Annotated in this window: 27 protein-coding genes; 21 read left to right on the top strand and 6 right to left on the bottom strand. The window is 44.7% G+C overall.

What is annotated here, in order from left to right; all coding sequences use genetic code 11:
- Positions 1 to 12: 12 nt before the first annotated feature.
- Positions 13 to 1,149 (bottom strand): sensor histidine kinase, encoded by a 1,137-nt coding sequence (locus ACSQ8O_RS17520; protein WP_436242708.1) that lies wholly within the window; start codon positions 1,147 to 1,149, stop codon positions 13 to 15.
- A gap of 184 nt (positions 1,150 to 1,333) precedes the next feature.
- Between ACSQ8O_RS17520 and ACSQ8O_RS17525 the strand changes: the two genes are divergently transcribed.
- Genes ACSQ8O_RS17525 through ACSQ8O_RS17535 form a run of 3 tightly spaced genes read left to right on the top strand, consistent with a single transcriptional unit; the run spans position 1,334 to position 4,616 of the window.
- Positions 1,334 to 2,269: an ATP-binding cassette domain-containing protein gene (locus tag ACSQ8O_RS17525; protein ID WP_436242709.1), complete on the top strand. Its 936-nt coding sequence runs from the start codon at positions 1,334 to 1,336 to the stop codon at positions 2,267 to 2,269.
- Between the two features lie 12 nt (positions 2,270 to 2,281).
- Positions 2,282 to 3,466: an ABC transporter permease gene (locus ACSQ8O_RS17530; RefSeq protein ID WP_436242710.1), complete on the top strand. Its 1,185-nt coding sequence runs from the start codon at positions 2,282 to 2,284 to the stop codon at positions 3,464 to 3,466.
- Positions 3,459 to 4,616 carry an ABC transporter permease gene (locus ACSQ8O_RS17535; protein WP_436242711.1) on the top strand — a complete coding sequence of 386 codons (1,158 nt, stop codon included), beginning with the start codon at positions 3,459 to 3,461 and terminating at the stop codon, positions 4,614 to 4,616. The genes ACSQ8O_RS17530 and ACSQ8O_RS17535 overlap by 8 nt, the downstream gene beginning before the upstream one ends.
- Before the next feature lie 58 nt (positions 4,617 to 4,674).
- Here ACSQ8O_RS17535 and ACSQ8O_RS17540 read toward each other — a convergent pair whose 3' ends face one another.
- A complete protein-coding gene (locus ACSQ8O_RS17540) occupies positions 4,675 to 4,794 on the bottom strand; it encodes a YjcZ family sporulation protein (protein WP_436242712.1) in 120 nt (39 codons plus the stop codon).
- A gap of 189 nt (positions 4,795 to 4,983) precedes the next feature.
- Between ACSQ8O_RS17540 and ACSQ8O_RS17545 the strand changes: the two genes are divergently transcribed.
- The 8 genes from ACSQ8O_RS17545 to gndA all read left to right on the top strand — a co-directional run bounded on the left by ACSQ8O_RS17545 (position 4,984) and on the right by gndA (position 13,393).
- Entirely contained in the window at positions 4,984 to 5,214 is a 231-nt protein-coding gene (locus ACSQ8O_RS17545) for a DUF6953 family protein (RefSeq protein WP_056612515.1), read from the top strand.
- A 190-nt stretch (positions 5,215 to 5,404) separates the two neighbouring features.
- A complete protein-coding gene (locus ACSQ8O_RS17550; protein WP_056612513.1) occupies positions 5,405 to 6,001 on the top strand; it encodes a hypothetical protein in 597 nt (198 codons plus the stop codon).
- 177 nt (positions 6,002 to 6,178) lie between these two features.
- The gene (locus ACSQ8O_RS17555) at positions 6,179 to 7,183 is read left to right on the top strand and encodes a LacI family DNA-binding transcriptional regulator (protein WP_436242713.1); all 1,005 of its coding nucleotides are present in this window, start codon (positions 6,179 to 6,181) and stop codon (positions 7,181 to 7,183) included.
- 99 nt (positions 7,184 to 7,282) lie between these two features.
- Positions 7,283 to 8,287, top strand: a complete 1,005-nt coding sequence (locus ACSQ8O_RS17560) for a LacI family DNA-binding transcriptional regulator (RefSeq protein ID WP_436242714.1) — start codon at positions 7,283 to 7,285, stop codon at positions 8,285 to 8,287.
- Between the two features lie 17 nt (positions 8,288 to 8,304).
- A complete protein-coding gene (locus ACSQ8O_RS17565) occupies positions 8,305 to 9,576 on the top strand; it encodes a lactate racemase domain-containing protein (protein ID WP_056612506.1) in 1,272 nt (423 codons plus the stop codon).
- Positions 9,573 to 11,135 carry a gluconokinase gene (gene gntK / locus ACSQ8O_RS17570; protein ID WP_436242715.1) on the top strand — a complete coding sequence of 521 codons (1,563 nt, stop codon included), beginning with the start codon at positions 9,573 to 9,575 and terminating at the stop codon, positions 11,133 to 11,135. The genes ACSQ8O_RS17565 and gntK overlap by 4 nt, the downstream gene beginning before the upstream one ends.
- Positions 11,136 to 11,177: 42 nt before the next feature.
- The gene (locus ACSQ8O_RS17575) at positions 11,178 to 11,945 is read left to right on the top strand and encodes an SDR family oxidoreductase (RefSeq protein WP_436242959.1); all 768 of its coding nucleotides are present in this window, start codon (positions 11,178 to 11,180) and stop codon (positions 11,943 to 11,945) included.
- Positions 11,946 to 11,977: 32 nt separating this feature from the next.
- Positions 11,978 to 13,393, top strand: coding sequence for an NADP-dependent phosphogluconate dehydrogenase (gene gndA / locus ACSQ8O_RS17580; protein WP_236287670.1), 1,416 nt, complete (start codon positions 11,978 to 11,980; stop codon positions 13,391 to 13,393).
- 10 nt (positions 13,394 to 13,403) lie between these two features.
- Here the strand turns inward: gndA and ACSQ8O_RS17585 are convergent, their stop codons facing one another.
- Positions 13,404 to 13,724, bottom strand: a complete 321-nt coding sequence (locus ACSQ8O_RS17585) for a hypothetical protein (RefSeq protein ID WP_436242716.1) — start codon at positions 13,722 to 13,724, stop codon at positions 13,404 to 13,406.
- Between the two features lie 168 nt (positions 13,725 to 13,892).
- Here ACSQ8O_RS17585 and ACSQ8O_RS17590 point away from each other — a divergent pair, with 168 nt between their 5' ends.
- On the top strand, positions 13,893 to 14,402 hold the full coding sequence (locus tag ACSQ8O_RS17590) for a shikimate kinase (RefSeq protein WP_236287672.1): 510 nt from the start codon (positions 13,893 to 13,895) through the stop codon (positions 14,400 to 14,402).
- Positions 14,403 to 14,423: 21 nt separating this feature from the next.
- On the opposite strand, the gene ACSQ8O_RS17595 is transcribed toward ACSQ8O_RS17590, so the two are convergent.
- Complete coding sequence (locus tag ACSQ8O_RS17595) at positions 14,424 to 14,714, bottom strand: rhodanese-like domain-containing protein (protein WP_056612497.1); 291 nt, start codon at positions 14,712 to 14,714, stop codon at positions 14,424 to 14,426.
- A 262-nt stretch (positions 14,715 to 14,976) separates the two neighbouring features.
- On the opposite strand from ACSQ8O_RS17595, the gene aroA reads away from it, so the two are divergent.
- Genes aroA through ACSQ8O_RS17610 form a run of 3 tightly spaced genes read left to right on the top strand, consistent with a single transcriptional unit; the run spans position 14,977 to position 17,567 of the window.
- Positions 14,977 to 16,275 carry a 3-phosphoshikimate 1-carboxyvinyltransferase gene (aroA, locus tag ACSQ8O_RS17600; RefSeq protein WP_436242717.1) on the top strand — a complete coding sequence of 433 codons (1,299 nt, stop codon included), beginning with the start codon at positions 14,977 to 14,979 and terminating at the stop codon, positions 16,273 to 16,275.
- 31 nt (positions 16,276 to 16,306) lie between these two features.
- Positions 16,307 to 17,128 (top strand): C39 family peptidase, encoded by an 822-nt coding sequence (locus tag ACSQ8O_RS17605; RefSeq protein ID WP_436242718.1) that lies wholly within the window; start codon positions 16,307 to 16,309, stop codon positions 17,126 to 17,128.
- 13 nt (positions 17,129 to 17,141) lie between these two features.
- Complete coding sequence (locus ACSQ8O_RS17610; protein WP_236287677.1) at positions 17,142 to 17,567, top strand: CoA-binding protein; 426 nt, start codon at positions 17,142 to 17,144, stop codon at positions 17,565 to 17,567.
- Between the two features lie 93 nt (positions 17,568 to 17,660).
- Here the strand turns inward: ACSQ8O_RS17610 and ACSQ8O_RS17615 are convergent, their stop codons facing one another.
- The gene (locus ACSQ8O_RS17615; protein ID WP_436242719.1) at positions 17,661 to 18,227 is read right to left on the bottom strand and encodes an NAD(P)/FAD-dependent oxidoreductase; all 567 of its coding nucleotides are present in this window, start codon (positions 18,225 to 18,227) and stop codon (positions 17,661 to 17,663) included.
- A 266-nt stretch (positions 18,228 to 18,493) separates the two neighbouring features.
- Between ACSQ8O_RS17615 and ACSQ8O_RS17620 the strand changes: the two genes are divergently transcribed.
- The 6 genes from ACSQ8O_RS17620 (at position 18,494) to ACSQ8O_RS17645 (ending at position 25,175) form a co-directional block, all read left to right on the top strand.
- Entirely contained in the window at positions 18,494 to 20,383 is a 1,890-nt protein-coding gene (locus tag ACSQ8O_RS17620) for a glucose PTS transporter subunit IIA (protein WP_436242720.1), read from the top strand.
- Positions 20,380 to 22,119 carry a phosphoenolpyruvate--protein phosphotransferase gene (gene ptsP / locus ACSQ8O_RS17625; protein WP_436242721.1) on the top strand — a complete coding sequence of 580 codons (1,740 nt, stop codon included), beginning with the start codon at positions 20,380 to 20,382 and terminating at the stop codon, positions 22,117 to 22,119. Before ACSQ8O_RS17620 ends, ptsP begins: the two co-directional genes overlap by 4 nt.
- 1 nt (position 22,120) lies before the next feature.
- Positions 22,121 to 22,663 (top strand): type 1 glutamine amidotransferase domain-containing protein, encoded by a 543-nt coding sequence (locus ACSQ8O_RS17630; RefSeq protein ID WP_056612483.1) that lies wholly within the window; start codon positions 22,121 to 22,123, stop codon positions 22,661 to 22,663.
- 124 nt (positions 22,664 to 22,787) lie between these two features.
- Positions 22,788 to 23,195, top strand: coding sequence for a hypothetical protein (locus tag ACSQ8O_RS17635; protein WP_056612481.1), 408 nt, complete (start codon positions 22,788 to 22,790; stop codon positions 23,193 to 23,195).
- A 180-nt stretch (positions 23,196 to 23,375) separates the two neighbouring features.
- Entirely contained in the window at positions 23,376 to 24,383 is a 1,008-nt protein-coding gene (gene ccpA, locus ACSQ8O_RS17640) for a catabolite control protein A (RefSeq protein ID WP_056612480.1), read from the top strand.
- A gap of 90 nt (positions 24,384 to 24,473) precedes the next feature.
- Positions 24,474 to 25,175 carry a 5'-methylthioadenosine/adenosylhomocysteine nucleosidase gene (locus ACSQ8O_RS17645; protein ID WP_056612476.1) on the top strand — a complete coding sequence of 234 codons (702 nt, stop codon included), beginning with the start codon at positions 24,474 to 24,476 and terminating at the stop codon, positions 25,173 to 25,175.
- A gap of 76 nt (positions 25,176 to 25,251) precedes the next feature.
- Here ACSQ8O_RS17645 and ACSQ8O_RS17650 read toward each other — a convergent pair whose 3' ends face one another.
- Positions 25,252 to 26,433 carry an acetoin utilization protein AcuC gene (locus ACSQ8O_RS17650; protein ID WP_436242960.1) on the bottom strand — a complete coding sequence of 394 codons (1,182 nt, stop codon included), beginning with the start codon at positions 26,431 to 26,433 and terminating at the stop codon, positions 25,252 to 25,254.
- Positions 26,434 to 26,455: the final 22 nt, after the last annotated feature.

Here is a 26,455-nt window from a genome sequence, read left to right on the forward strand (position 1 = left end):
ACAATCCCCCTTTTAATTAGCTTCATTGTGTCGAAAAGCTGGCAGTATGGTAGTTACGGTAAAATGTTGCTCATTCGAAATAAGAAGTTGCCCGCCAATTACTTTAATTCGTTCTTCCATACCGGATAAACCAAGACCTTTAACCGTAGGCTCCATCTGACGTGTGCCATTATTAGAGACTTGCATGGTCACTTGATTGGCTGCGTATTGCAGCGTGATCTGAACGTATGTAGCAGCGCCATGCCGAATCGCATTAGAGATCGCTTCTTGCGCATTTCGGTAAAGAATATATTCAAGGCTAGGATACAATTCATAAGGCATTCCCTGAATATCGAGTTCAATGTCGATAGCGTTCTCTCGAGTTAGCTCATCAATTAACTTAGCCAAGGAATAACTTTGCAGCGAATACTTGTTCGGCTTCAATCGACGTACAGTCGAACGAAGGAGTTCCATACTCTCACCGAGTTGATCGCGAACAGAACGTAACATCTCGGTACCTTTACTTGGTTGTGAGGGAAGGATGGTAAGTGAGGCCTCCATCATCATTTTGATTCGGATAAGCTTATGTCCTAAATCGTCATGCAAATCATGTGAGATGCGGTTACGTTCTTCCGTTTGGGCAATGTTCTCGACTTTTCGGGCATAATCCATTAATTGAAGACGAGCCTCGTCCAATGCATAATGCTGCTTTCGGAGTTGATCATAGAGCAGCTCAACATCATCTTTATTTTTTTTCATTCGCTGAAGCTGGAAAGAGAGGATGGCGATTGTGCAAAACATGACATTCGCAAAGATGAAATACATAGATGGTTGATTTTGCAAGGAAAAATTAAGAACAAGAAGCTGTAACAAGATTGCACCAACTTGCTGCTGCCGATTCAGCTTGGGTACGTAAGTCAGAAGGGTTGAGAAGAACGAAAGAAACCAAACTCCTTCGAAGTGATAACTCATCCAGCCTGTACAGCTGATTTCAAGGAGGAGCATCCAGTTCGTGTTCGGGAAGCGTGTTCGCCTGATTTCGGTCAGTCCAATAAATAAGAGTACGAATAGGGCATAGGTTTCATTGGATATGTAGGTTTCCAAATACATGGAAGCGATCGCAGGTACAAGTAGGAGAAGATAGCGTGTGAGTAAGAGTTGGTTTATCAATCCAGATTCGCATCCTTTATCTTAGTAAAGAAAGTATAGCATACGACTTTTCGTTGGATAACACTTTTCTTTACAAAAATAAAGTGACTTTTGTCACTTTGTAAAATGACTTCTTCTACCTGTCGACTTGCTCACAAAAGCGTACAATTACGGTAATAAGTGCAGTGAAGAAAGGAAGAGATCTATGAGCTTTGTTCAATTGAAGGATGTAGTTAAGAAATATGACAATCGTATTTCTGTCGATCATCTGAATCTGACGATTCGAGAAGGTGAAGTGTTTGGCTTGTTAGGCCCTAATGGAGCGGGCAAAAGTACAACGATTAAAATGCTAAGCGGATTACTGAAAATCGATCAAGGTGACATTCTGGTAGGTGGCAAATCTGTTGCTAAATACCCAATGGAAGTCAAACGTAATTTGGGGCTCGTGCCCCAAGATTTAGCGATATATGAAAACTTAACAGCTCGGGAGAACGTCACTTTTTTCGCTAAATTATATGGGTTGAGAGGAAAGCTGCTTAAGGAGCGAGTGGAGGAATCTTTAGCCTTTGTGGGACTCCTGGATCGTGCGAGTGATAAACCTAGTTCATTTTCAGGTGGCATGAAGCGAAGACTAAATATTGCATGTGCCATCATGCATCAACCGAAGCTCATTATTATGGATGAACCAACGGTTGGGATCGACCCTCAATCACGTAATCATATTCTAGATTCTGTAAGAGAATTGAATCGAATGGGATCGACTATTCTATACACATCCCACTATATGGAAGAAGTGTCGGCCATTTCGACGAGAGTCGGGATCATGGATCATGGTCATCTTATCGCTTGCGGAACACAGGAAGAGCTGCGTAATCAAGTTTCCCAAGACAATAAAATTGTGCTTCAAATTACGAACCTCACGGATCAAGCGGTTAAAGAGTTGAGGGAGTATCCGTTGATAAAACAGTTAAATGCTAATGAACAAACACTGGAACTGATCGTAAGTGCGTCGCAAAGTTATTTGCAAGATATCCTCTTCATTTTGTCTAAACATCAGGTTAAAATACAATCGCTCACGCAGGTGGAGCCTGATCTAGAAGCCTTGTTCCTGTCTTTGACCGGAAGAACCTTGAGAGATTAGGGGGAGATTCACATGCCAATTTGGACGATTGCTAAATATGAGATCATAAGGAAACTGCGGACCCGCTATGTGCTGTTGATTCAATTTCTGATGCCCCTACTGCTCATTTTTATTTTGGGATCAGCTCTTTCAGGCGTGTTTAAGGTCGAGGATAAAGTATTAAATTCAGTGAAGGTTGATATACTTCAATCGGATTCAGGAGCTTTGCGGGAAGGTTTTCAAAGTTTCTTGGCGTCTCAAGAGACCCTGAAGCACCTGCAAACACATGTGATATCAACACGCGAGGAAGCGATACAACGGTTGAAGGATGGAAAATCTGAATTTGCAGTCATCATCCCGATCAATTTCAGCGCTCAAGTACAGGCGCGAAAAGCAGCCCAGTGGGAGATGATAGTGGGACATGATTATTTGAAAAATCTCACAGCTCAAATGGTGTTTCGTACCTATTTCGATAAAGTTAATCAGATTCAAGCTTTCCAGATTACATCTCGTACGTCGTCTTTGGAGCCTCTAAAGCAGATCGAAGACGTTTCTTCACAACATGCTGCTGCAAGCCCTTCGTTGGTACATGTAGGCCAATTAGCGGCTTCAAATAGCAACTACACGGCCATGCAATATTATGCGGCGTCGATTCTCGTTATGTTTTTATTATATTCGGGCATGATCACTGCTTTTAGCTTACAGAATGAAAAGGTGAATCACACGTTATCTCGTTTGAATGGCATGCCTATTCATGAGTATCAAATTTTACTCGGCAAAATTATTGGGAATATGTTCCTTTCTATTGGTCAGGTTGCAGTTATCATCGGTGCTACCAAGCTATTCTATGGTGTGGATTGGGGTTCTCAGTATCTAACACTCTTTCTTATTTGTTTATGTATGATTCTAGCTTCTATGAGTTTGGCCATCGTCGTCATGCTCATTTTTCAATCAGATAGTACGATCGCGGTGACTTTTCAAACGGGCATTATGATCATGACATTCTTAAGTGGGGGCTTTACACCGCTTCCTGATGGATTCCTTAAGCAAGTAGGTTCATACACGTTAAACTATTGGGGGATGCAAAGTATGTTTCAACTCATGCTGGGGAGCGAAACGACAATCGTAGCGCATCACTTATTGATTTTAGGTTGCATGGCCATTGGCTTGTCACTAATCGCATTTCTTGTTTACCGTAAAGGGGGATATCATGAATAGTCTGGTGATCGCTCTAAATATGCTGCGCCGTTCCCTTTTTCAACGAAAAGGACTTCTCATGTATTTGGTTATTCCGGCTGCCGCGGTTTCACTCATTATTACTGTTCTTGGTAAACAAAGTGAGAATCGAGCAGACATCGCTTATCTTAATTTGGATCAAGGTGCATTAGGCACACAGGTCATACAAGAGTTAAGTGCATTACCTGAATATCGATTGACATTGGCTGCATCTGAAGCCGAATTAAAAAACGATGTAATTAAACAGAAGGTCACAGGTGCCTTCATCCTTCCTGCAGACTTAAGTGAAAAGTTATTAGCAGGAGAAACTGTGCCGCAGCTTGACATGTATCAACTCACTTCTAATGAATCAACGATTACGCTCAAAATAAGTCTGGAAGGAATCTTATCTAGGTATCAAGATACGATTGCTTTATACAGGAAACAAGGTCTAACAGAGACTGATTTGCGAGAGATCACCATGCAAACCATTTCTCAGATTCAAAAGTACCAAGTTAGTCCTGAAATAACGGATTTGGATTTGTATACGAATCCTAACATGCATATCGTGATTGGACTCATGCTGATCTTTATGATGGGCTTAATGAACAATACAGTGTCTCTCGTTATGGAAGATCGAAGACTTCGTACATTAGCAAGAACGTACACGGCGCCAGTCCGAGCTTTTGAAATTGTAGCAGGAAACTTCTTGGGCAGTTTTGTTGTGGGTACACTTCAAGTGTTGGTTATCCTCTTCATTACTAGATACGTGGCTGGATATGAGTACGGTCTCCCATACGCATCTCATTTTGTCATCTTAGAATTTTTCTTGTTAGCGAGTATGGGAATTGCCAGTGCTGTAGCGAGTATGGTGAAAAATGCGACCAATATGAACGTGATAAACGCTCTTGTTGTTACGCCAACCTGCATGTTGGGCGGGTGTTTCTGGCCGATTAGTCTCATGCCGGAATGGATGCAAAAGTTCGCAAACTTTGTCCCGCAAAAGTGGGCGCTCGATGCGATCGAGCGAATGTCTGCAGGTGAACCATTGTCTCAGCTTTGGATGAATCTGGGGGTATTGGCTTTATTCGGTCTTATCCTAATGAGTATTGGCTCAGCAATCCTCAATCCAGCGGAGACTGAAGCTGGTTAAATAAACTCAAAGGGCAGCACCTGAATTACGGGGCTGCCCTTTTATCAATTGTGAAGTATTAGATTACAAAAGCGCTAGTGATAATAACCAACAAGATGAAAAGAACCAAAATTGCTGCAGATGATCCATAACCACCGCCACAGCCAACTCCACCAACACCTGCTACACCATAACTCATTTCATTCACCCTCTCTGTGTTAAGTCTTGTTCATTGACTTTCGACATAGCATATGGAGCAATGGGGGAGATGGAATGGGCTATGCCAGACTTCTGTAATGATTGTGCTGGTGTCCCTAGTCAGATGCGGATTTTGCATGAATTTATGGTATAATGATCGAATGGACAAGGAATGGAGAGTGATTGGAGAATGACAGCGAATGAAATTGCAGAGTGGATGCTGAATGAACTGAAATCGGCAGGGATTTTGTATCAAAAGGATGCCGTTGACTATATTGTTAAGAATTTTGGGGAATCCTATATTTATGTGAATGACAATGGGAATCAAGCTATTTCCAAAGAGGTTAAGAAAATTTTCAAGAAATTGCATGGCGGAAGAGCTGCATGGGAACGCGATGGATTTTTCTGGGGCTGGCATTAATCATAGGTTGGCGTGAACATGGGCTGTAGCTGATGGCAAACAGGCATCGGCTTTTTTGTGCGCTTTCTTTTAAAAAAATATCCATAATCCAAGTTGCTAAAACATAGAATTCATAATAAGATAACTGTAAGAACACAAGTTGTCTGAATATTTAAATAAATGGTTTGCGCCAATTATGGAGGGGATTGCCGTGAGTAAGAGTCATGAAGTGGAGTATTGCAACCTAGAGTTACGATTTGATCGCCGGCTAATCCGGAACTTCATTAAAGCCCTCATCCAAGAAGGATATTCGCTCTACTGGAACGAAAGTGAACTTCAGTTTATCATTTCTATTCGCACTGGACGAAAGCTGATTAAGCTGAAATTCGAACGAATTGGCGAGAAGTATAAGATTGTTGGCAATTATTCATTCAAAGATGAGAAGCTTGCTGAAATGATGGAGAAGCTGATCGGAGACACTCGCGGTCATGCCGTTGTAAAAAGATTTAAGGATCGGCAAATTCTCATTGAGAATATTATGTTCGGGGAAATTATCCGCATGGTGGAGATTAGCGGAATTGAACATAAGGTGCTGTATCAGAAGGAGCCTGCTGTGACCGTAGAAGAAGTCATGCAAGCACTAAGATCGAAGAGGACAGACGAACGCATCCCTATTTTGCGCATGGAGCTTGATTATGAATTAGCTACGCTGCAAGATGCACTCTCATCCGGGGATACCAAAGCTGCGATGGAAAGTAAAGTTAAATTGATCGAATTGAGACAAGAAATGCTTCTATTGGAGATGTGAGAATGAATAGTGTGCTGGGATGAAAGAGAGCCTGTATGAACGTATACGGGACTCTCTTTTGTGTGTTTATAGGGAGAGAAGAATGAAACATATACAGGGATGAAGCTTTCGATTATAATTGTTTCAATAAAATTAAAGCGCTTATACTTTTTAGGGTGAATTACAGGAGTTGAAGCCATGAAGGTCAGTATTTTTGATGTTGCGAAGAAAAGTGGACTTTCTGTGGTCACCGTCTCCCGTGTAATCAACCAAGCAGGTACGGTGCGGGAGGGGAATCGGCAAAAGGTGCTGCAAGCCATGAAGGAGCTGGACTATCAGCCGAACGCCGCTGCTCGCAGTTTAGCTAGAGGTAAGACAGGCATCATTGGTGTTGCGATTTCGACCCTCAATGATTCATTCTTCGATGCCGTTGTGAAAGAAATGAATGATCGTTTAGCAGAACGGGGCTATTTTCTTGCTTTATCAGTCTCGACCGACGTGTTCAAATCCTTTGAGAATTCTTTATTTCAAGAAGATCGCGTAGATGGGTTAATCGTCGTGTCTCCCACGAATGAATTTGCCTATGTAACGGAGTTGGAAAAGAAGAAAATCCCTTTTGTGCTGATTGATAATCAGTATTGTCATGAATCGGTTTCGTCCGTCATTGTAGATAATTTCATCGGTGGCTATGAAGCTACCAAGCATCTCATTGATCTCGGGCATCAAACAATTGCTCATATTCGTGGGCCAGAGCCCTTCTTGAGCAGTGCGGAACGTGAGCGTGGATATATTCATGCGATGCTGGAAGCAGGTTTGACTGAACTGTGGATTGAACAAGGCGAATTTAGCATATCTTCTGGCTACGATATTGCAGACGGTTGGATACGCAACGTGAAGGTACCCACTGCTGTATTTGCAGCAGATGATTTTATTGCAATCGGCTTGATGGATGCATTTAAAACCGTAGGATACCAGATTCCCAAAGATATTTCGATCGTCGGATTCGACGATCAAGTATTCGCTTCTGAATTTCGTCCGCAATTAACAACTGTGTGTCAGCCTGCAGGCGAGCTAGGGCGTTGCGCTGTCGATGAATTAATGCGAAAGATTGATGGTGTGGTAGACGCAAACACGTATCACACGATAAAGTTGCTGCCTGAGCTAGTGGTGAGACAATCGACTGCAAAGCGAAATCATAAATAAATGGTTTTGGACTCCCTGAGAAGGGAGTTTTTTTGTATCGCGAAAAGACTATTGTTAACGTGTGCATAGATGTGATATGCTTCTGTTAGAGGTGAATGTATGAGCGCAACTATTAAGGATATTGCGAAGCTCGCGGGTGTTTCCCACACGACAGTTTCCAGAGCGTTGAACAACAGTCCGCTCATCCAAGAGGAGACGAAGGAGCGCATTCGCATCATCGCTGAACAGCTGGATTACACGCCGAATTATAATGCGAAAAGTTTAGTGCTGGATCGTTCGTATAACTTGGGGCTATTCTTTACCACACTAAGCAATGGAACTTCCGCTGGTTTCTTCTACGAAGCCATACGAGGGGTTAACTCCGTGATTCGAGATCGCTACCAATTGATTGTCAAGGGTATTGATGATTACACTAGCTTTCATTCCATCACCAAGAAGAGCTTTGATGGCATTATTATTGTTAGCCAAAGTGACGATGATGGGCCGATCATTGAGCATATTGCGAACAAAGGGATACCGCTCGTCGTATTGAATCGGCCAGTGGACACCGCCGGTGTTCTGAATGTCCTCTCTGATGAGGAGCAAGGTGCTTTTCACGCAGGAGCTTACCTTGTGAATCAGGGTCATAAGAAAATCGCCTTAATCGAGGGGCGCAAGGGTTTTAAATCTGCTCAGAATCGCAAGGCTGGCTTCGAACGAGCAATGGAGCATTATGGGATTTCCATTCCTGCTGCGTTCCGCATGCCGGGACTGTACGATTTGGAAAGCGGTCATCAAGCGATGCAGCAATTTTTGAGCCTCGAAGAGAGACCGACAGCGGTTTTTTGTTGCAATGATGAGATGGCACTGGGAGCCATTAAAGCTGTGTTTGAAGCAGGTTTACATGTTCCTAAAGATATCTCCGTGGTTGGTTTTGATGATACAGTATTCGCGGCATATGTGACACCTGCTTTAACGACCGTGCGCAGGCCGATCGAACAAATTAGCAAAGAAGGCGCACTGCGTCTCTTAGGTAATATAGAGAATAAATTGCATACAACAGAGCAAGTTCTATTGCGAACTGAATTAATTGTTCGTGAATCTGTGCAATTATTACAAGCATAAGAAAGTGGGGAAAGTCGATGAGTATTCTAAGAGAATTGTTAAATGACATTCCGATTCCGCAAATGGTCAAAATTCGTCAGAAGTTTGATCGTTCGATTCTGGAAAATCCTTTGCAGGAACTTGCCGATAAGCTCGAAAGCAGTGGCGTAATGCCGAGTATCCTTCCTGGACAGCAAGTTGCAGTGGCTGTAGGAAGCAGAGGGATTGCCAATATTGCGGGCTTCACGAAAACAACCTTGGATGCCATCAAGGCACGAGGTGCACATCCGTTTATTGTACCGTGTATGGGAAGCCATGGCGGCGCGACTGCGGATGGTCAGACTGAGGTGCTCCAGCACTTTGGCATTACAGAAGAAACGATGGGAGCACCGATTCGTTCTTCCATGGACGTGGTCAAAATCGATCAACTGCCGAATGGTTTGCCGGTCTATGTAGATCGTATTGCCTCAGAAGCAGATGCCATTGTCGTTATTAACCGTGTAAAGCCGCACACTGCTTTCCGCGGACGCATTGAGAGCGGCATCATGAAGATGATTGCGATTGGTCTAGGTAAGCAAAAAGGGGCTGAAGCGTGTCATCAGCTTGGCTTTAAATATATGGCAGAGAATGTTCCTGCTATGGCGAATTTGATGATTGAGAAGCTGCCAATCGTCTTTGGCGTAGCCCTCGTAGAGAATGCATACGATGAGACTTGTCAGGTTGAGGTTCTTCCAGCCGCTGAGATTGAAGCGCGTGAGGAAGTCCTATTGGTAGAAGCGAAGTCACGTTTACCTAAAATTTTATTCGATGAAATCGACGTCCTTGTGATTGATTACATCGGTAAAAATATTAGCGGTGACGGCATGGATCCTAACGTTACAGGACGTTATCCTACCCCGTATGCACATGGTGGACCTGAAGTATCGAAGATGGTTGTCCTTGATTTGACACATGAAACCAAAGGGAATGCGAATGGCGTGGGCACTGCGGATTTCACTACCCAACGTCTAGTTGATAAGACAAATCTAGAATTCACGTATGCCAATGGGTTAACTTCTACGGTTTGTGCACCTACGAAAATCGCGACAACCTTAGAAAATGATTTCTATGCGATCAAAGCAGCCGTGAAAACTTGTAATATTTTAGATTACACGACCTGTAAGCTTGTTCGTATCCAAGATACACTTCACTTAGGTGAAATTGAAATTTCGGTAAACCTCCTTGATGCTGCTCGTCAGCATCCAGACATTGAAATTTTATCGGAGCCATTTGAACTAACATTCGATGCAGAGGGGAATATTTGCAAATGACGCAAAGTCAGAAGCCCTATATCATAGCTGCTGATATTGGAACAACAAGTACCAAAACGCTAGTCATTGATCGGGATGGACAGGTACTTGCCTCCCATTCCATCGAATACCCGCTATTCACACCTGCAGCAGATCGTGCCGAGCAGGATCCGGATCAAATCTTTGATGCTGTGGTGCAGGGGATTGGCGCCGTTGTTCGCAAGCAAGGCATCTCGCCTGAACAAGTGCTTTGCGTGTCCTTCAGTTCTGCGATGCACAGCTTAATCGCCGTAGATGAGCACAATAAGCCATTAACCCAATGTATTACATGGGCAGACAATCGTGCCGCAAAATATGCGGAGGATCTGAAGCAGAGTGGGCTTGGCCAACAGATTTATGCGAGAACAGGCACACCGATTCATCCCATGTCACCACTTTTGAAATTAAAGTGGTTCGGGGAGCATGAACCAGCGCTTGTTCGAAATACCCATAAATTTATAGGGATTAAAGAGTATGTGTTCGCCAAACTGTTTAATCAGTATCTGATCGATCATTCCTTGGCGAGTGCGACAGGATTATTCAATCTTGAGCAATTGGATTGGGATGCAGGTGCGCTTGATTATGCAGGGGTAACACCTCAACAGCTTTCCGCACTTGTGCCTACGACACATCGTGTAGAGGGTATGAGCTCTGCTTATGCCGCTGCCATGGGCTTGTCCATGGACACGCCGTTTATTGTCGGCGCCTCTGATGGTGTACTTGCCAACCTAGGCGTAGGAGCCTTCGAGCCCGGTGTTGTCGCGGTTACGATTGGTACAAGCGGCGCAGTTCGCAGCGTCGTGAACAAACCGCAAACTGACCCCGAGGGCAAGTTATTCTGTTACGCGTTAACCGAGAATTTCTGGGTCGTTGGCGGCCCGATTAACAACGGCGGTATCGTCTTCCGTTGGGTGAGAGACCAGATCGCGACAGCAGAATCAGAGGAAGCACGCCGCTTGGGTATGGATCCTTATGATTACTTGACGGCTCTTGCTGCTGAAGTGGGAGCAGGTTCCGAAGGATTGCTCTTCTTACCATTGCTATCTGGCGAACGTGCACCTTATTGGAATGCTAATGCACGTGGCGTTTATTTCGGTCTATCGCTTAGTCATCAGAAAAAGCATATGATCCGCGCCGCTTTGGAAGGTGTTATGTTCTCCATTCAAGCCGTTGCCACATCGTTGGAACGGATGATGGGACCTGCAACCGTCATCCGTGCATCAGGCGGCTTCGCTCGCTCAGAGTTCTGGCGTCAGATGATGACTGATATGCTCGGTACGGCCGTTACCGTTCCAGACTCCATTGAGAGTTCAGGAATTGGCGCAGCTTTGCTTGGTTTACTCGCAATGGGTGAGATTGAAGACTTGTCGCATGCACATAAATGGATCGGGGTAGGAAAGGCTCACGAGGTGAATGAAAACGATTATCGCGTATATCAACAATTGACATCTATTTATACGAGCGTATATCATCAGTTAAAAGATCAATTCGACGCGATCACCGCTTTTCAAAGTCAGCACCTACGGAGTCCTCAATCATAATTTATTTTAGACAAAGCACTATTATTCGAGAGGATGACGACAATGAACTTATTCGATCTTTCTGGGAAAACAGCAGTAATTATTGGCGGTAATAGCACACTTGGTGGCTCAATGGCTTTAGCCCTTGCTGGACACGGTGCAAAAGTAGCTATCGTTGGGCGGAATCAAGAGAAAAGCGAGCAGGTTCGAGAGGGTATTGCGGCAATTGGCGGCGAAGCTAAGACTTTCCAAGCGGATGCAACGAAACGTGAAGATTTAGAACAAGTACTTCAAGATGTTATCGCTTGGTCCGGCAGTGCGGATATCCTAATGAATTGTCCAGGTAAAAATAGTGCGACACCTTTCTTTGACATTTCCATGGAAGAATGGGATTCTATTATGGAGGTAAATTTGAAAAGCGTCGTGCTAGCTTGCCAAGTGTTCGGGAAATACATGGTTGAACGAGGCGAAGGCGGAAGTATTATTAATATTTCATCCGTCTCCTCGGATCCACCACTTTCTCGTGTGTTCACTTACTCCGCTTCTAAAGCAGCTGTGAATAATATCACACAAAACTTAGCTCGTGAGTTCGCTCCGAGCCGCGTACGTGTGAACGCGATTATTCCAGGTTTTTTCCCAGCAGAGCAGAATCGTAAGATTTTGTCCCCTGAGCGGATCGAATCCATTATGCGTCATACGCCAATGAATCGATTTGGCGAAGCTGCAGAGCTTCAAGGTGCTGCGGTGTACCTGGCTTCAGAGAAAGCTTCAAGCTTTGTAACAGGAACAGTTTTGAGAGTAGACGGCGGTTTTGGCGCGATGACGATTTAACTATTTATATATCGGAAGGGTGTATGAGAGACATGTCTAAGCAACAAATAGGTGTTGTAGGTTTAGCAGTAATGGGGAAAAACTTAGCATTGAACATTGAAAGCAGAGGCTTTACGGTGTCCGTATTCAACCGTTCTGCTGAGAAAACGAAGGAGCTTCTTAATGAAGCACCAGGCAAGCAACTTGTAGGTACATATTCGGTTGAAGAATTCGTTCAATCCCTTGAAGTGCCGCGCAAAATTTTGATCATGGTCAAAGCAGGCGGACCTACTGATGACACAATTAACCAATTGCTTCCGCATTTGGATAAAGGCGATATTTTGATCGACGGTGGTAATGCATTCTTCCCAGACACACAACGTCGTAACAAAGAGCTTGAAGCTCATGGTATTCGTTTCGTTGGAACAGGTGTTTCCGGCGGTGAAGAAGGCGCGCTTAAAGGACCTTCGATCATGCCAGGAGGCCAAGAAGACGCGTATAAATTGGTAGAGCCTATCCTAACAGCAATCTCCGCAAAAGTTGGCGAAGATGCTTGTTGTACGTATATCGGGCCAGACGGCGCGGGTCACTATGTAAAAATGGTTCACAACGGTATTGAGTACGGAGATATGCAATTGATTTGTGAAGCATACCAGTTGCTGAAAGATGTACTTAACGTTAGCACAGAAGAGCTTCATGAGATCTTCACGGAGTGGAACAACGGGGAGCTGGACAGCTACTTGATCGAAATCACGCGTGATATTTTCACGAAATATGACGCTGAAACAGGCAAACCAATGGTTGACGTGATTCTGGATTCCGCAGGGCAAAAGGGAACAGGAAAATGGACCAGTCAAAGTGCTCTGGACCTTGGCGTGCCGCTTTCTATCATCACAGAATCCGTATTCTCCCGTTTCATCTCTGCCATGAAGGAAGAACGCGTAGCAGCAAGCAAAGTACTCAAAGGACCTGATGCTCCAGCATTCACAGGGGATCGCAAAGCGTTTATTGAGGCTGTTCGTCAAGCTCTTTATGCAAGTAAAATTTGTTCTTATGCGCAAGGTTTTGCTCAAATGAGAGCAGCTTCCGAAGAATACAAATGGGATTTGAAATACGGCAGCATCGCGATGATCTTCCGTGGCGGTTGTATTATCCGCGCTCGTTTCCTTCAAAATATCAAGGATGCGTATGATCGCAATCCTGAATTGAAAAACCTGTTGCTTGATTCTTACTTCACAGATGTAGTTCATAACTACCAAGGTTCATGGAGACAAGTGGTTGCAGAAGCGGTTGCTCGTGGTATCGCAGTTCCTTCTTTCGCATCCGCACTTGCTTACTATGACAGCTACCGTACAGAAAGATTGCCTGCTAACTTGTTACAAGCACAACGTGATTACTTCGGCGCTCATACGTTCCAACGTGTAGACAAAGAAGGATCCTTCCACTTCAACTGGATGGGTAACGAGTAGTTACGAGTAGTTATTTCTCATCTTGTAAGCCGTACGCCGCTTCTTGCAGCCACATCTTCAGTCGATCAGCTTCTTGATCGAAACCGTTGCGTTTGTGGATGAGCATGAGAGATATCTCAGCAAAATAACGGAAATTTCTTAATAATCGTGGTTGAGTTAGACCTTGCATCATCGGGTCTTCTTCAGCCACTTTTTTCTTAATAAACTCTAAAATCCAGACGACATCCTCTTTGCATAGTGTATAGCTTGGGTGCAAAATTTGCTCCAGTTTGCGTTGTGTGCGGTTCGTCAAGGCGGTAGTTTGGTTTTGCTGCAGCACAGTTGGGTTCAAAGCTCCATCTCTCCTTATCGGCGTGGTCTCTCTAAAATCTTAACTGTTTGTGCTAGAATTTATTCACACTACTATATGATTTTTTAATGGATTGTATTCATGCTGTAAGGGCTATGGTATGATGTTGGGAAAGTTTGTATGACTAGCATATGGGAAAAGGGGATTTGTGTGACAGTCAGAAATATTGTACTTGTTGGATTTATGGGAACAGGGAAATCAACCGTAGGCAAGAAGCTTGCCGAGCGTTTAGGATGGAGTTTTTGTGATTCTGACGCCGTGTTAGAAGAAGTTCAACAGACAAGCATTCCTGAATTATTTCGGGATCATGGAGAAGCACACTTTCGCGCTCTGGAAACCGAGACGCTGGCACGTATATTAGATAGCGAGGGACAAGTTGTTGCGACGGGTGGCGGTGCGGTACTTGCAGAATCTAATCGAATTTGCATGTTGCAGCATGGCTTTGTTGTTGCGTTGAACGCAACGGCGGAAACGATTATCCAAAGAGTGAGTGCGGATACGAATCGGCCTTTGCTGCAAGGTAATTTGGAAGAACGTGTTCATACGTTAATGGAACAAAGAAAGCATGCCTATGATTTCGCTCATACGTCTATTGATACGACGGACTTAAGCGAGGATGAAATTGCAGATCGCATCATTCAGCAAGCGGTACGCCATTAAGGAGAAGATAAGCTCTTCAGCTTAATCTTCCCACTCCAGCATGCCACCGGTCATGTTCTTAAGACCTTTATAACCGTTGGCTTCTAGATAGCCTAGTGCGCGTCCGCTTCGATTTCCACTACGACATACTAAAATGACTTCGTCGACTTGTGGGATCTCGCTAAGCCGCTCTGGCAATTGGCCTAATGGAATATGTATTGCGCCTTGAATCATACCTTCTGCTACTTCCTCATCTTCGCGAACGTCGATAAGTGTTAGCTGCTCTCCTTGCGCGAGTCTTGCTTTGATCTCAGATGGTAGAATCGTGTCCATGATACGCCTCCATGTTTGTATTTTCAGAAGATAGCTTCTTACTTAGTATGATAGAAATATAACGACGTGATGTCAAACGAAGTGTTTCTTTATCTAGCTTTTCCTTGATACATCTGCTAGGGGAGAAGGTTCCCAAGTTAGATTCCGTATGGTACACTGTCAATAAATCTTAGGATCTCTATCATCCTGCTGATGATTGGTTTTTGTCAGTCATTCTGCTGGATATACATATAAACTACTTGCGAAGGAGTTAACAAACGACATGAAAGCCATCGTTAAACCAACCTCCCATCTTGAAGGGGAAATTAATGCTTTATCCTCCAAAAACTACACGACACGCTACTTGCTAATCGGTGCACTAGCTAATGGGACAAGCACAATCTATTACCCAGCTCATAGTGAAGATAGTGATGCTATGAGACGATGTGTACGTGATCTTGGCGCTATTATAGAAGAAGATGATGAGAAAATTATAATCACAGGCTTCGGCAAGAACCCTAAGCATGTGTCTGAATTGAATGTTGGGAATGCTGGTGCTGTTCTACGCTTTTTGATGTCTACGGCTGCTTTCTGTCCGGAAGTGACATTTGTTAATACGTATCCGGAATCATTGGGTAAACGTCCTCACGATGATTTAATCGATACTTTGCAACAAATGGGTGTAGAAGTACAACATAATAACGGTCGTCTGCCGATAACAATTAAAGGGGGAAAACCTCGCGGCGGCAAAATCACCGTTTCGGGTAATGTCAGTTCCCAGTTCTTGAGTTCTTTATTGTTTATGACGCCATTGTTGGAAGAAGACAGTGAAATTGAAGTTCTGCATGATTTGAAGTCCAAAATTATTGTAGGGCAAACGCTTGAAGTATTAGCGCAGGCTGGCATCGTCGTTCATGCAAGTGAAGATTTGATGCACTACCGTATTCCAGGTGGACAATCCTATGAAGCCAAAGAATATGTCATCCAAGGCGACTATCCGGGTTCAGCAGCTATTCTAGCTGCCGCTGCGGTTACGAATTCCGATGTGCGTGTACTTCGTCTGGAAGAGAACAGCAAGCAAGGTGAGAAGGCTTGTGTGGATGTTCTGAAGGCAATGGGCGTAGATCTTACGCACGACAATGGTGTTGTACATGTTCGTGGGAATCAGCGTCTAGTTGCTGGAGAATTCGATGGTGATCATTTCACGGATGCTGTTCTTGCTATGGTTGCTGCAGCCGTATTTGCAGAAGGTACTTCGCGTTTCTACAATGTTGAGAACCTACGGTATAAAGAGTGTGATCGTATCACAGATTATTTGAATGAGCTTCGCAAGGCTGGAGCTGATGTAGAAGAGCGTCAGAGTGAAATTATTGTTCATGGTAAACCACAAGGGGTTGAAGGTGGCGTAGAAATCAACGCGCATTTCGATCATCGGGTCATCATGGCATTAACTGTAGTTGGTCTACGCTCTGAGAAGGGTTTAACGATTCGGGATGCCCACCACGTGGCGAAGTCGTATCCACAATATTTCGACCACTTGCGCTCCATTGGCGCACAGGTTGAGCTAGTGAGCGAGTCCTAGAATCTCAATTACATTGAATGGGTGAGTCAGCATGAGGATTATTTGGCAAGGATTGAAAGTGACGTTTGGATTGTTTCTCGTAGCAGGTCTTACATTTGCGAGCAGCGTATTTGCTGTATTGCTTTATGCGAAGGCCACAGGGAAAGAACCAGCTTTATTCGCTTCTGGTCCAGTAGTCTTAGCAGTTGATAAACCCGGCGCTACGTTGAAGGCCACCGTGAAGCCGACACCGTCGCCAGCGCCTGCACAAGTCAAATCAGCGATGTTGGATGTCCCCATCGTACAACAACTGCCTGAGCTGCCGGCTGGCTGTGAGATCACAAGCCTCACGATGCTGCTGAAATACTATGGTGTAAACAAAACAAAGATGGAATTAGTCGCTGAAATGCCTACAGACATGACACCAGCAACCTTGGATGCGGGCGGCAACATCGCTTACTGGGGAAATCCGAACTCCGGCTTCGTTGGGGACGTAACACGTAAGAAAAGAGGCTTTGGCATCTATTCCGCAGGATTGTTTCCGCTTATGAAAGACTATATCCCTCAAGCGATTAATATAACAGGGGAAGCTTTTGAATTGTATGAGCAGCAAGTGGCGCATGGGATCCCAGTTATCGTCTGGACGACAATTGACTATAATCTACCGTACAAATGGGTAACGTGGGATACGCCAATCGGTCCTCTAAAGACAACGTATTCGGAACATGCTGTTGTCCTTGTAGGATTTGACGAAACGAATGTTTACTTAAATGACCCATTGAGTGGCAAAAAGCAAGTGAAAGTGAGTAAAGCACAGTTTGTTGAAACTTGGGAAGCAATGGGGAAACAAGGTCTAACCTACTTGAATAAATAGGAGAGAGATCCAAATGACATTTGAGAATCCGTCTAGGGAACATATCAAAGAATTGCTTGCCAATGCAGGAAATATCGCTGTAGTAGGTTTATCCGATAAACCAGATCGCACATCTTATATGGTATCAGCCGCTATGCAAAGCAGAGGATACCGGATTATTCCTGTTAATCCGAATGCGGATCAAATTCTAGGTGAGAAATGCTATCCATCGTTATCGGACATTCCTGAGCCTGTTGATATCGTGAATGTATTTCGTCGTGCTGATCAGGTTGTTCCAGTGGCTGAAGAGTCAGTTAAGATTGGGGCGAAAGTATTCTGGTTGCAGTTAGATATCGTGAATGAAGAAGCGGGACGTATTGCTAGTGAAGCTGGCTTAGAAGTTATCATGGATCGCTGCATTAAAGTGGAAGATGCGATACTGAACCCGCGTAACAATTAATACATGTTGCGTAAGAAGTAAGTGTCAAACTAAAAAACCGCTAGTCGATCTCCTTTACAGGGGAGCGCTTAGCGGTTTTCTCATACGTAGGAACTAGGCTTTCAACACATCGTGATCAACATAACGAGCGCCGTTAAGTTCACTAATCACATTGATAGCGACTTTGGCTCCATCACCAGCAGTGATAATCGTATGCATGCTGACACCAGCCGTCGTACCTGCTGCCCATACACCTTTGAGACTTGTATTTCCTTGTGCATCACAGTCAACAATAGATTTAATTCTCGGCTCAGTACCTTCTTTTGTCGCGATACCAGCAGCTTCTGCAAGTTCAACGGATAAACCAGTAGCTAGAATAACGTGCTTACCAGTATATGTACCATTTTCTGTGGTGATCTCAAAACTATCTTCATTCTTAACAAGCTGAGTCGCTTTGCCATGAACGAATTCAGTTCCGAATTTAGCGGCTTGTTTCTTGCCGATTTCAACTAAATCGGGCCCGCCAATCGCTTCAACACCATAGTGATTCTCGATCCATGCACGCTTCGTAACACTTTGCTCATTGTCGATGACGAGCGTTTTCTTGCCTGCTTTTGAAGTGAAAAGCGCAGCGCTCGCGCCGGTAGGACCTGCACCAATAATAATAACATCATAAGACATAAGCATATTTCCTCCTTGAATCATGAATTTGGGGTACAAGTAAAGTATGACAGCTTTTAGGGGACTTAGTCAACTTTTGCGTTTACTATGTAGAATAACCTTGATGGTACACGCGATCTGCTTATTTTTTTTGACAAAAGCACGAACAAGCTTTACGATTTGATAAGAGAATCTTATGATTATGGAAGATACTCTTCGAAATTGCTAAGGTAAGATGCTTACGAAGTCAGTTTTCTGACGAAAACTTTTAGGAGGTTAGCATTCGTTTGAACTGGATGGGGAACTTACAACAGCTTGGCCGCTCCTTAATGCTGCCTACCATTGCGCTTCCTATTGCTGCTGTGCTGCTTTGTCTAGGGGATTTACCTTGGGATGCCATACATGCTTCAAGCTTTGGGGAAATGCTGTCGTTGGCTGGAAATACAATCTTTGATTATATTCCCATTATCTTCGCTGTTGGTGTGGCATTGGGATTAACAGAAAGTGCCGGAATAGCTGGTTTATCGGCCATGCTAGGGTATTTCATGTTTACCCGACTCATCGAGCATGGGCTGGGCACACAATTTCAATTAGGCGTTTCTGGCGGGATCTTGATTGGGCTGCTGGCCGCAATCATCTATCACCGCTGCAAGGAGATTAAGCTTCCGGAGTACATACAATTTTTCGGTGGACCTCGGATGGTGCCGCTCGTCATGGGCCTCGCAACACTCATTGTCTCTTATATTATGATCGGGATTGGTCCTTTTCTAGAGACGCTTATGGGCAAAATATCTAGCGGATTACTTGGATTAGGCGGATTCGGTGCATTCATATATGGGATTGCTCATCGCTTGCTCGTACCTTCGGGTTTACATCATATTTTGAATAATTTTTTCTGGTTTCAAGTGGGGGCGTACGAGACGCCATCTGGACAATACGCCTATGGTGATTTGCCGCGATTTTTCGCTGGCGATCCATCTGCAGGGATGTATATGGCTGGGTTGTACCCGATCATGATGTTTGCATTACCTGCTATTGCTTTTGCGATTATCGGTGAAGCGAGGGAAGATTTAAAGCCGAAGATCAAAGCTACATTCTTAACGGCTGCATTGGCTTCCTTTTTAACTGGTGTGACAGAGCCGATTGAATTTGCTTTCCTTTTTGTAGCACCTTATTTGTTCGTAATTCATGCTATCCTTTCGGGTGTAGCTATGTGGATCGCTTATGAGTTAAATATCCACCATGGATTCTCATATTCAGCTGGGGCTATTGACTACATCATTAATCTGCACTTATCACACAATGGCTTATTATTGATTCCGATTGGTCTGGTCTATGGTTTGCTGTATTATTTCTTATTCCGATGGGCGATTCAGAAGTTCCGAATTCCTACACCGGGTAGGGAAGAAGGCTCATCGCTAGAAGAGTGGGCCGGGGACATACCGTATCGTTCTCCATTAATTTTGCAGGCACTTGGTGGGAAAGACAATATTAAGAAGATTGAAGCCTGTATTACCCGATTGCGACTTACGCTTGTCAATGATCGTCTGATGGACATCACGGCATTACGACACTTAGGAGCAGCAGGCGTCATACGTCTTGGAGGAGGCAATGTTCAAGTCGTGTTTGGAACATTTTCAGAGCTTATACGTGAAGAAATTATGAAGGTATTACGGAAAGATATTCATGTCGTCTTATTTACATCTCCGATGCAGGGACGTATGATCCCCATTGAAGAAGTGCCTGATCGTATCTTTGCCTCCCGACTCGTCGGGAATGGTGTTGCTTTTATTCCTGAAAAAGGTGAGTTGGTTTCCCCTGTAGCAGGTACCATTATGCACATTTACCCGACGATGCATGCGCTTGGGATTCTAACGGATGAAGGGCTTGAAGTTCTGCTGCATATCGGAATTGACACGTCCAGCTTACCAGGTAAGTGCTTTAATGCGGTGGTGAAGGAAGGCGATCGTGTGGAAGCAGGGCAGCTACTAGTGAAGTTCAACTATAACAAAGTTAAGAAATTCGCTTCTTCCTTAGCAACACCTATGATAATTACGAATCCAGATATTGTGAAATCATGGAGCTTTGCTCCGTTTAAGCCAGTTAAGAAAGGCCAAGGCTCTGTTATGTCCGTTGTCCTTAAGCCGACTAAATCCGAGGGGGGGGCGAACGGATGATTAGAGGTGTAGGCGCGTCATCGGGAATTGCAATGGGTCAAGCGTTTGTTATTCCCACTTGGGAATGGGATTTTCCAGAGAAAATGATAGATGTGACGGATTTAGCGTATGAATTCGAGCGATTGTATGATGGCATTCGGCATTCCAAGGATGAGCTAGAGCTAATCAAACAAGAGATCAAAGAAGTTGTTGGGCAAGAACAAGCCTATATTTTTGATGCACATTTGGCTATTTTGGAAGACCCTATTTTCATGAATGAGATTCAAGGTATTATTGAACTGCAATATAAAGCCGCAGAAGTCGCGGTGAAAGAAGTCATTGACAAATTTGTAGGAATGTTCAATTTAATCGATGATGAATACATGAAAGAACGTGCCTTAGATATTAAAGATGTCGGTAATCGACTCTTGAAGCATTTATTGGGAGATACAAGCACGACAGTTCCACCGATTGATCATCCTTATATTTTAGTTGCGAAGGAGCTGACCCCTTCACAGCTTGCTCATTTGGATCCAACGAATGTGCTAGGACTGTTGACTATTCTAGGAGGCACACACTCGCACGTGTCGATTATGGCCAGAGCGATGTCTGTTCCTTATGTTCTTGGATTAGAAGGAAAGCTGCTGCGTCCTATTCAAAATGGTGATTTCTTGATTATTGATGGTCAAGAAGGCACCTTGTATATTAACCCGGACAAGATCACAATAGAACGTTATCAAGCGCGTAAGAAAAATTGGCTGGAGTTCAAGGAAAGCTTGCAAGAAATTGCCGATGTGGCTCCGCTGACATTAGATAGAAGCTTGGTCAATCTACATGCGAATATTAATTCGGTTATGGAAATTGACCAAGTATTGCGCAATGGCGCATCAGGTGTAGGGCTGTTTCGTACAGAATATTTGTATATGGATCGCGATTCATTGCCTAGTGAAGAGGAGCAATTTGAGGTCTATCGCCACGCGGCCATGCAGCTCAAAGGACGTCCAATCGTGATCCGAACCCTTGATATTGGCGGCGATAAGAAACTTGACTATATGCCGCTAGCCAAAGAAGATAATCCCTTCCTAGGCTACCGGGCCATTCGCATCTCTCTGGATCGAACGGATCTCTTTATGACGCAGCTAAGAGCGATCTTAAGAGCTAGTCATTATGGGAATGTGAAGATCATGTATCCTATGGTGACCTCCATAGAAGAGGTGCGTCAAGCGAAAGCGCACTTGGAAAGAGCGAAGCTGGAGCTAAGTAGTCTTGGTGTGCCTTTTAATGCTAATATTGAGGTAGGACTTACCATTGAAGTACCAGCTGCTGCCATCATTGCCGATGTGCTTGCCAGCGAAGTGAATTTCATGAGTATCGGTACGAATGACCTAGTACAATATGTTCTAGCTGTTGATCGAATGAACGAGAATATCGCGCACTTATATAATCCTTATCATCCGGCCGTTATTCGATTACTCAAACTCGTGATCGACGCAGGCAAGCGTGTTGGCATTCCTGTAGGCGTATGCGGGGAAATGGCTGGAGATATTCGGGCTCTGCCGATTTGGCTTGGACTGGGCATTGAGGAGCTGAGCATATCGGTTCAGACGCTCTTGCAAGTCAAGCACAGACTGCTTAGCAGTGATGCCACGACATGCAAGGCATTAGTAGATCGTATTCTAATTTGCAAAACAAGTGATGAAATCTTGGAGCTTCTTGCTCAAACGGAACAAACGGAATCCATTGTAGGAGGTAATTAGTATGGAATTAGCAGGTCTGAAGGTGCTAGCCTTTGTTGATGAAGAATTTGAAGATTTGGAAATGTGGTATCCTGTCTACCGGTTGCGCGAAGCAGGAGCAATTGTAGATATTGTTGGACCTAAAGCGAAGACCGTATATCATGGCAAATATGGCGTACCCATCACGACGGATTATGCGTTCGATGAAGTGAAATCCTCGGATTATGTTGGTCTTTATGTACCTGGTGGTTGGGCACCTGACAAGCTTCGTCGTTATGCCGATGTGCTTAGACTAACGCAGGAGTTTCATGCGGATGTGAAGCCTATCGCGCAGATTTGTCATGCTGGCTGGGTTTTGATTTCTGCCAAAATTGTTCAAGGCTATACGATGACGTCCACGCCAGGCATTCGCGATGATATCGAAAATGCTGGGGCAATTTGGCTTGATGAAGAAGTGGTTGTGGATCGCAATATCATTTCAGGGCGTAGACCACCGGATCTTCCGGCATTTTCCAAACGCTTTGTAGATGAAGTTATCTCGTTTAGCAAGCAACAGGCAAAGTAACAACTCGCTTCCAAAGGTGGCAAAAACTACTATGTATCGATCAGAAGGAAATCTGATGACATCGTAGAATAACTTAGTACAAGCAACTAATGTACATGCCGCCTGTCAGTGAAGGAGTGTTAGAATGCAAAAGTATTGTAAGTGCGGACGCACGATGAACCTTCGTCTGCGCACGGTTATTTATCAAAGTAAAGTAGATATCGAGAATGTTCCTATCTATTCCTGTGAGGCCTGTGGACGAAGTGAGGTCGTACCTCATGTAAAGCCTGAACTTACCGGTCTGATCGGTAGGCTGGGTAGTAAACCAGAGAAGCAGCAATTCTTCTTCCATGAAGTTTCGGAGGTTGCCTTTCTGCTGTTAAAAGTAACAGAAAAAGAGCGTATGAATGACTCTATGGAGAAAATTGTGGAGGAACGAATCAATGAGCTGTTGGACATCTTATTGCTAGCGCAATCGCTAGGCGATGAGCCATGGGCGGAGGAAATTCGTAAACGGTTATCTCAAATCACTCAAAGCGCAATTTCAACCTAAAAATGGGCTGCCAATCTCGACAAGAGGTTGGCTTTTATTCTATTTGTGACTCTTTTGAAAATAAAATGAAAATTATTTTCAAAGCATTTTCATTTTGCATTGCAAGATGGATTAATTTGTCGTATCATAACGATAATATACTAGGTTCGCAGAATACTTGTGAAAATGGAGAGAGTAACCGTGACCGTAACCATTTATGATGTAGCGAGAGAAGCAGGCGTTTCCATGGCAACCGTATCTCGGGTCGTTAATAATAACCCGAACGTGAAGCCGCAAACACGTAAGAAAGTTTTTGAAGCGATTGAACGATTGGGTTACCGTCCAAATGCGGTAGCTAGAGGATTAGCAAGTAAAAAGACGACAACGGTTGGCGTTGTTATTCCCGATATATCCAATTCTATTTTTGCTGAAGTAGCGCGTGGAATTGAGGATATTGCGAATATGTACCATTACAATATTATTTTGTGTAATGCGGACAAGAAGAAAGAGAAAGAAATTCGTGTCATCAACACGTTGCTTGAGAAACAAGTTGACGGGTTGCTTTTCATGGGTGGTGTTGTTACGGAAGAACATATTCAAGCTTTCCGTACGTCATCCGTTCCCGTTGTCCTATGTGGCACGAAGGATGAGAACCAAGCGATGGCATCCGTTGATATTGATCATGAGGCAGCTGCATTTGATGCAGTGAACGTACTTATTGAAGCAGGGCATCGCGATATTGCCATGATTTCTGGAACTCTACAGGATCCAGCGAATGGCTTCGCTAGATATCAAGGTTACAAACGCGCACTTGAAACAGCTGGTATTCCAGTACGTGATGAGTATGTACGGATTGGTAATTACCGTTATGAGTCAAGCGTGGATGCAGTCAACTATTTCTTGGAGCTTTCTCCTAGACCGTCCGCCATTTTCTCGGCAACGGATGAAATGGCAATAGGCGCTATTCATACGATTCAAGACAATGGGCTTCGCGTTCCTGAAGATATCGCTGTAATCAGTGTGGACAATATCCGCATGGCATCCATGGTAAGACCTACATTAACGACGGTAGCTCAACCCATGTATGATATCGGAGCTGTGTCGATGCGACTACTGACGAAGCTGATGAATAAAGAATCAACAGAAAATATGCAAGTTATTTTACCGCATGAAATCATTAATCGTCACTCGGTAAAAGCTCGAGCTTAAGTGAAAAATAAACCTCTAATCGTGTCCTTCCATTCTGGAAGAGGTGCGATAGAGGTTTTCTCATGTAGGAATAGAGAGAGGGAAATTAATATGACTTGGAACAAAATCGCATTAATCGGAGCAATGAATGAAGAAATTGAGCTGCTCGTTGCTCATATGACAGATATAAGCGAAACGGTAAAAGCAGGCATTACATTTCGAGAAGGTACTTATTTCGGTAAAGATGTCGTTGTCTGTCGCACAGGCGTTGGGAAAGTGAATGCAGCAGTTACCACGCAAATTCTAATTGATCAGTTCGGTGTAGAAGCTGTTATCTTCACAGGTGTAGCTGGGGCATTAGATCCTGAATTACAAATTGGCGATCTAGTTATTTCCACAGAATGTGTACAGCATGATATGGACGTGACAGCATTAGGATTTCCACGCGGCGTTATTCCGTACGCTGAGAACTCGGTGTACGCAGCTGATCGCAAACTCGTAGAGCTAGCTGTTGCTTCGGGAGAGAAATTGTTTGCAGGTAAAGTGAAGCAGGGTAGAGTACTTTCAGGGGATCAATTCATTGCAAGCCGAGAAGTAGTAGCTAGTCTGTATCAAGAGCTGAATGGTGTCTGTGTGGAGATGGAAGGATCATCTGTTGCGCAAGTATGTGCGATGAATGGCATACCTTATGTTGTTTTGCGCTCCATGTCCGACAAAGCAGATGGTTCTGCGCATGTGAATTTCGCGGAGTTTACGGTGATTGCATCGGAGAACTCGTATAAAATGGTTGAAGATATGGTGAAGCAGCTGTAAAACAGCTACCCATGAATAAAGCTCAGAACATCGCTTAGTTGGCGGTGATCTGAGCTTTTTTCAATTTCGGAACGATTTATTTCAAATACATCATCGCCAGTTCCTTGGTCTGTCGATTCTTCTCGGTGATCACCTGGCGCCTTGGAATCGGCGCCCAAGCTTCAACCGGGTCGAGCCACGTCTCCACGAGTGGGACGGGGCTCTTGCCCTGCCAGGCGTCTAGCCACGCCTGGGGCAGCCTCAGCTGGGGCTCCGCCTCCAGCTGGCTCACAATCGCCTGCTCGCTCATCACGAGCCAGAGCAGGCTCCAAGCCCGCGGTACGACACGCCAGATGTCGTACCCGCCGCCCCCGAGCGCGACCCACCGACCTTCGCACCATTGGTGCGCAAGTCGATGGATAAGCTCGGGCATGGCCTTGTACACGCGCATGGAGCAATGCACATGCGCGAGCGGGTCGAAAGCATGGGCATCGCATCCATGCTGCGAGATAATGACGTCCGGCTGGAAGCGGGCGATCAGCTCGGTTAGCACCTCGCTGAAACATTCCAGCCAAGAATCATCCTCGGTGTAGGGCTCCACCGGGATGTTTACACTTGTTCCGAACGCGTCGCCTTCTCCGCGTTCGTTCACAGCCCCCGTGCCGGGGAATAAATATTTCCCCGTCTCGTGAATGGAGAGCGTGCCGACCTGTGGGTCGGCGTAGAAACTCCACTGCACGCCATCGCCGTGGTGTACATCTGTATCGATGTACAGCACCTTAGCGCCATACTTCTCTTTGGCATAAGCGATCGCCGCAGATGCGTCATTATAGACGCAGAATCCCGCACCTTTGCTCTGCAGGGCATGGTGGAGGCCACCGCCTAAATGTAAGGCATGAGGCGCTTGGCCGGTCATAACGAGGTCTACGGCAAGGATAGAGCCGCCTACGACCTTCGCAGTGATGTCATGCATCCCTGGGAAGTAGGGCGTGTCGTCTGTATCGAGCCCGAAACGGGCTGCTTCACGCACCCAGCGTTCCTCAGGAGCAGGAACACTTAGCGCTTTTACTGCCTCGATATAACTAGCTGAATGCACCCGCAAGAGTTCTGCATCAGTCGCTGAGCGAGACGTTAGTACCGCCTTGTCTGGAAGTGCGCCAGATTTACGTAGCAAATCAACGGTCATAATGAGACGATCCTGATTAAAAGGATGTGTATCATTAAATTTATATTGAATCTCTTGATCATCATAGATAAACACAGGTTCCGTAAACTTCATGTCCATTTCCAAATTCCCCCGA

This window comes from Paenibacillus sp. LjRoot56, assembly GCF_964253335.1.
In the GTDB taxonomy this organism is placed as follows: Bacteria; Bacillota; Bacilli; order Paenibacillales; family NBRC-103111; genus Paenibacillus_E; species Paenibacillus_E allorhizoplanae.

Coding starts and splice junctions, on each gene's coding strand:
- ACSQ8O_RS17530 (WP_436242710.1), top strand. CDS start 2,282: ATGCCAATTTGGACGATTGCTAAATATGAGATCATAAGGAAACTGCGG.
- ACSQ8O_RS17615 (WP_436242719.1), bottom strand. CDS start 18,227: ATGTCTTATGATGTTATTATTATTGGTGCAGGTCCTACCGGCGCGAGC.
- ACSQ8O_RS17610 (WP_236287677.1), top strand. CDS start 17,142: ATGACATTTGAGAATCCGTCTAGGGAACATATCAAAGAATTGCTTGCC.
- ACSQ8O_RS17605 (WP_436242718.1), top strand. CDS start 16,307: ATGAGGATTATTTGGCAAGGATTGAAAGTGACGTTTGGATTGTTTCTC.
- ACSQ8O_RS17595 (WP_056612497.1), bottom strand. CDS start 14,714: ATGGACACGATTCTACCATCTGAGATCAAAGCAAGACTCGCGCAAGGA.
- gndA (WP_236287670.1), top strand. CDS start 11,978: ATGTCTAAGCAACAAATAGGTGTTGTAGGTTTAGCAGTAATGGGGAAA.
- ACSQ8O_RS17645 (WP_056612476.1), top strand. CDS start 24,474: ATGACTTGGAACAAAATCGCATTAATCGGAGCAATGAATGAAGAAATT.
- ACSQ8O_RS17565 (WP_056612506.1), top strand. CDS start 8,305: ATGAGTATTCTAAGAGAATTGTTAAATGACATTCCGATTCCGCAAATG.
- ACSQ8O_RS17635 (WP_056612481.1), top strand. CDS start 22,788: ATGCAAAAGTATTGTAAGTGCGGACGCACGATGAACCTTCGTCTGCGC.
- ACSQ8O_RS17535 (WP_436242711.1), top strand. CDS start 3,459: ATGAATAGTCTGGTGATCGCTCTAAATATGCTGCGCCGTTCCCTTTTT.
- ACSQ8O_RS17525 (WP_436242709.1), top strand. CDS start 1,334: ATGAGCTTTGTTCAATTGAAGGATGTAGTTAAGAAATATGACAATCGT.
- ACSQ8O_RS17575 (WP_436242959.1), top strand. CDS start 11,178: ATGAACTTATTCGATCTTTCTGGGAAAACAGCAGTAATTATTGGCGGT.
- ACSQ8O_RS17555 (WP_436242713.1), top strand. CDS start 6,179: ATGAAGGTCAGTATTTTTGATGTTGCGAAGAAAAGTGGACTTTCTGTG.
- ACSQ8O_RS17560 (WP_436242714.1), top strand. CDS start 7,283: ATGAGCGCAACTATTAAGGATATTGCGAAGCTCGCGGGTGTTTCCCAC.
- gntK (WP_436242715.1), top strand. CDS start 9,573: ATGACGCAAAGTCAGAAGCCCTATATCATAGCTGCTGATATTGGAACA.
- ptsP (WP_436242721.1), top strand. CDS start 20,380: ATGATTAGAGGTGTAGGCGCGTCATCGGGAATTGCAATGGGTCAAGCG.
- ACSQ8O_RS17650 (WP_436242960.1), bottom strand. CDS start 26,433: ATGAAGTTTACGGAACCTGTGTTTATCTATGATGATCAAGAGATTCAA.
- ACSQ8O_RS17540 (WP_436242712.1), bottom strand. CDS start 4,794: ATGAGTTATGGTGTAGCAGGTGTTGGTGGAGTTGGCTGTGGCGGTGGT.
- aroA (WP_436242717.1), top strand. CDS start 14,977: ATGAAAGCCATCGTTAAACCAACCTCCCATCTTGAAGGGGAAATTAAT.
- ACSQ8O_RS17630 (WP_056612483.1), top strand. CDS start 22,121: ATGGAATTAGCAGGTCTGAAGGTGCTAGCCTTTGTTGATGAAGAATTT.
- ACSQ8O_RS17545 (WP_056612515.1), top strand. CDS start 4,984: ATGACAGCGAATGAAATTGCAGAGTGGATGCTGAATGAACTGAAATCG.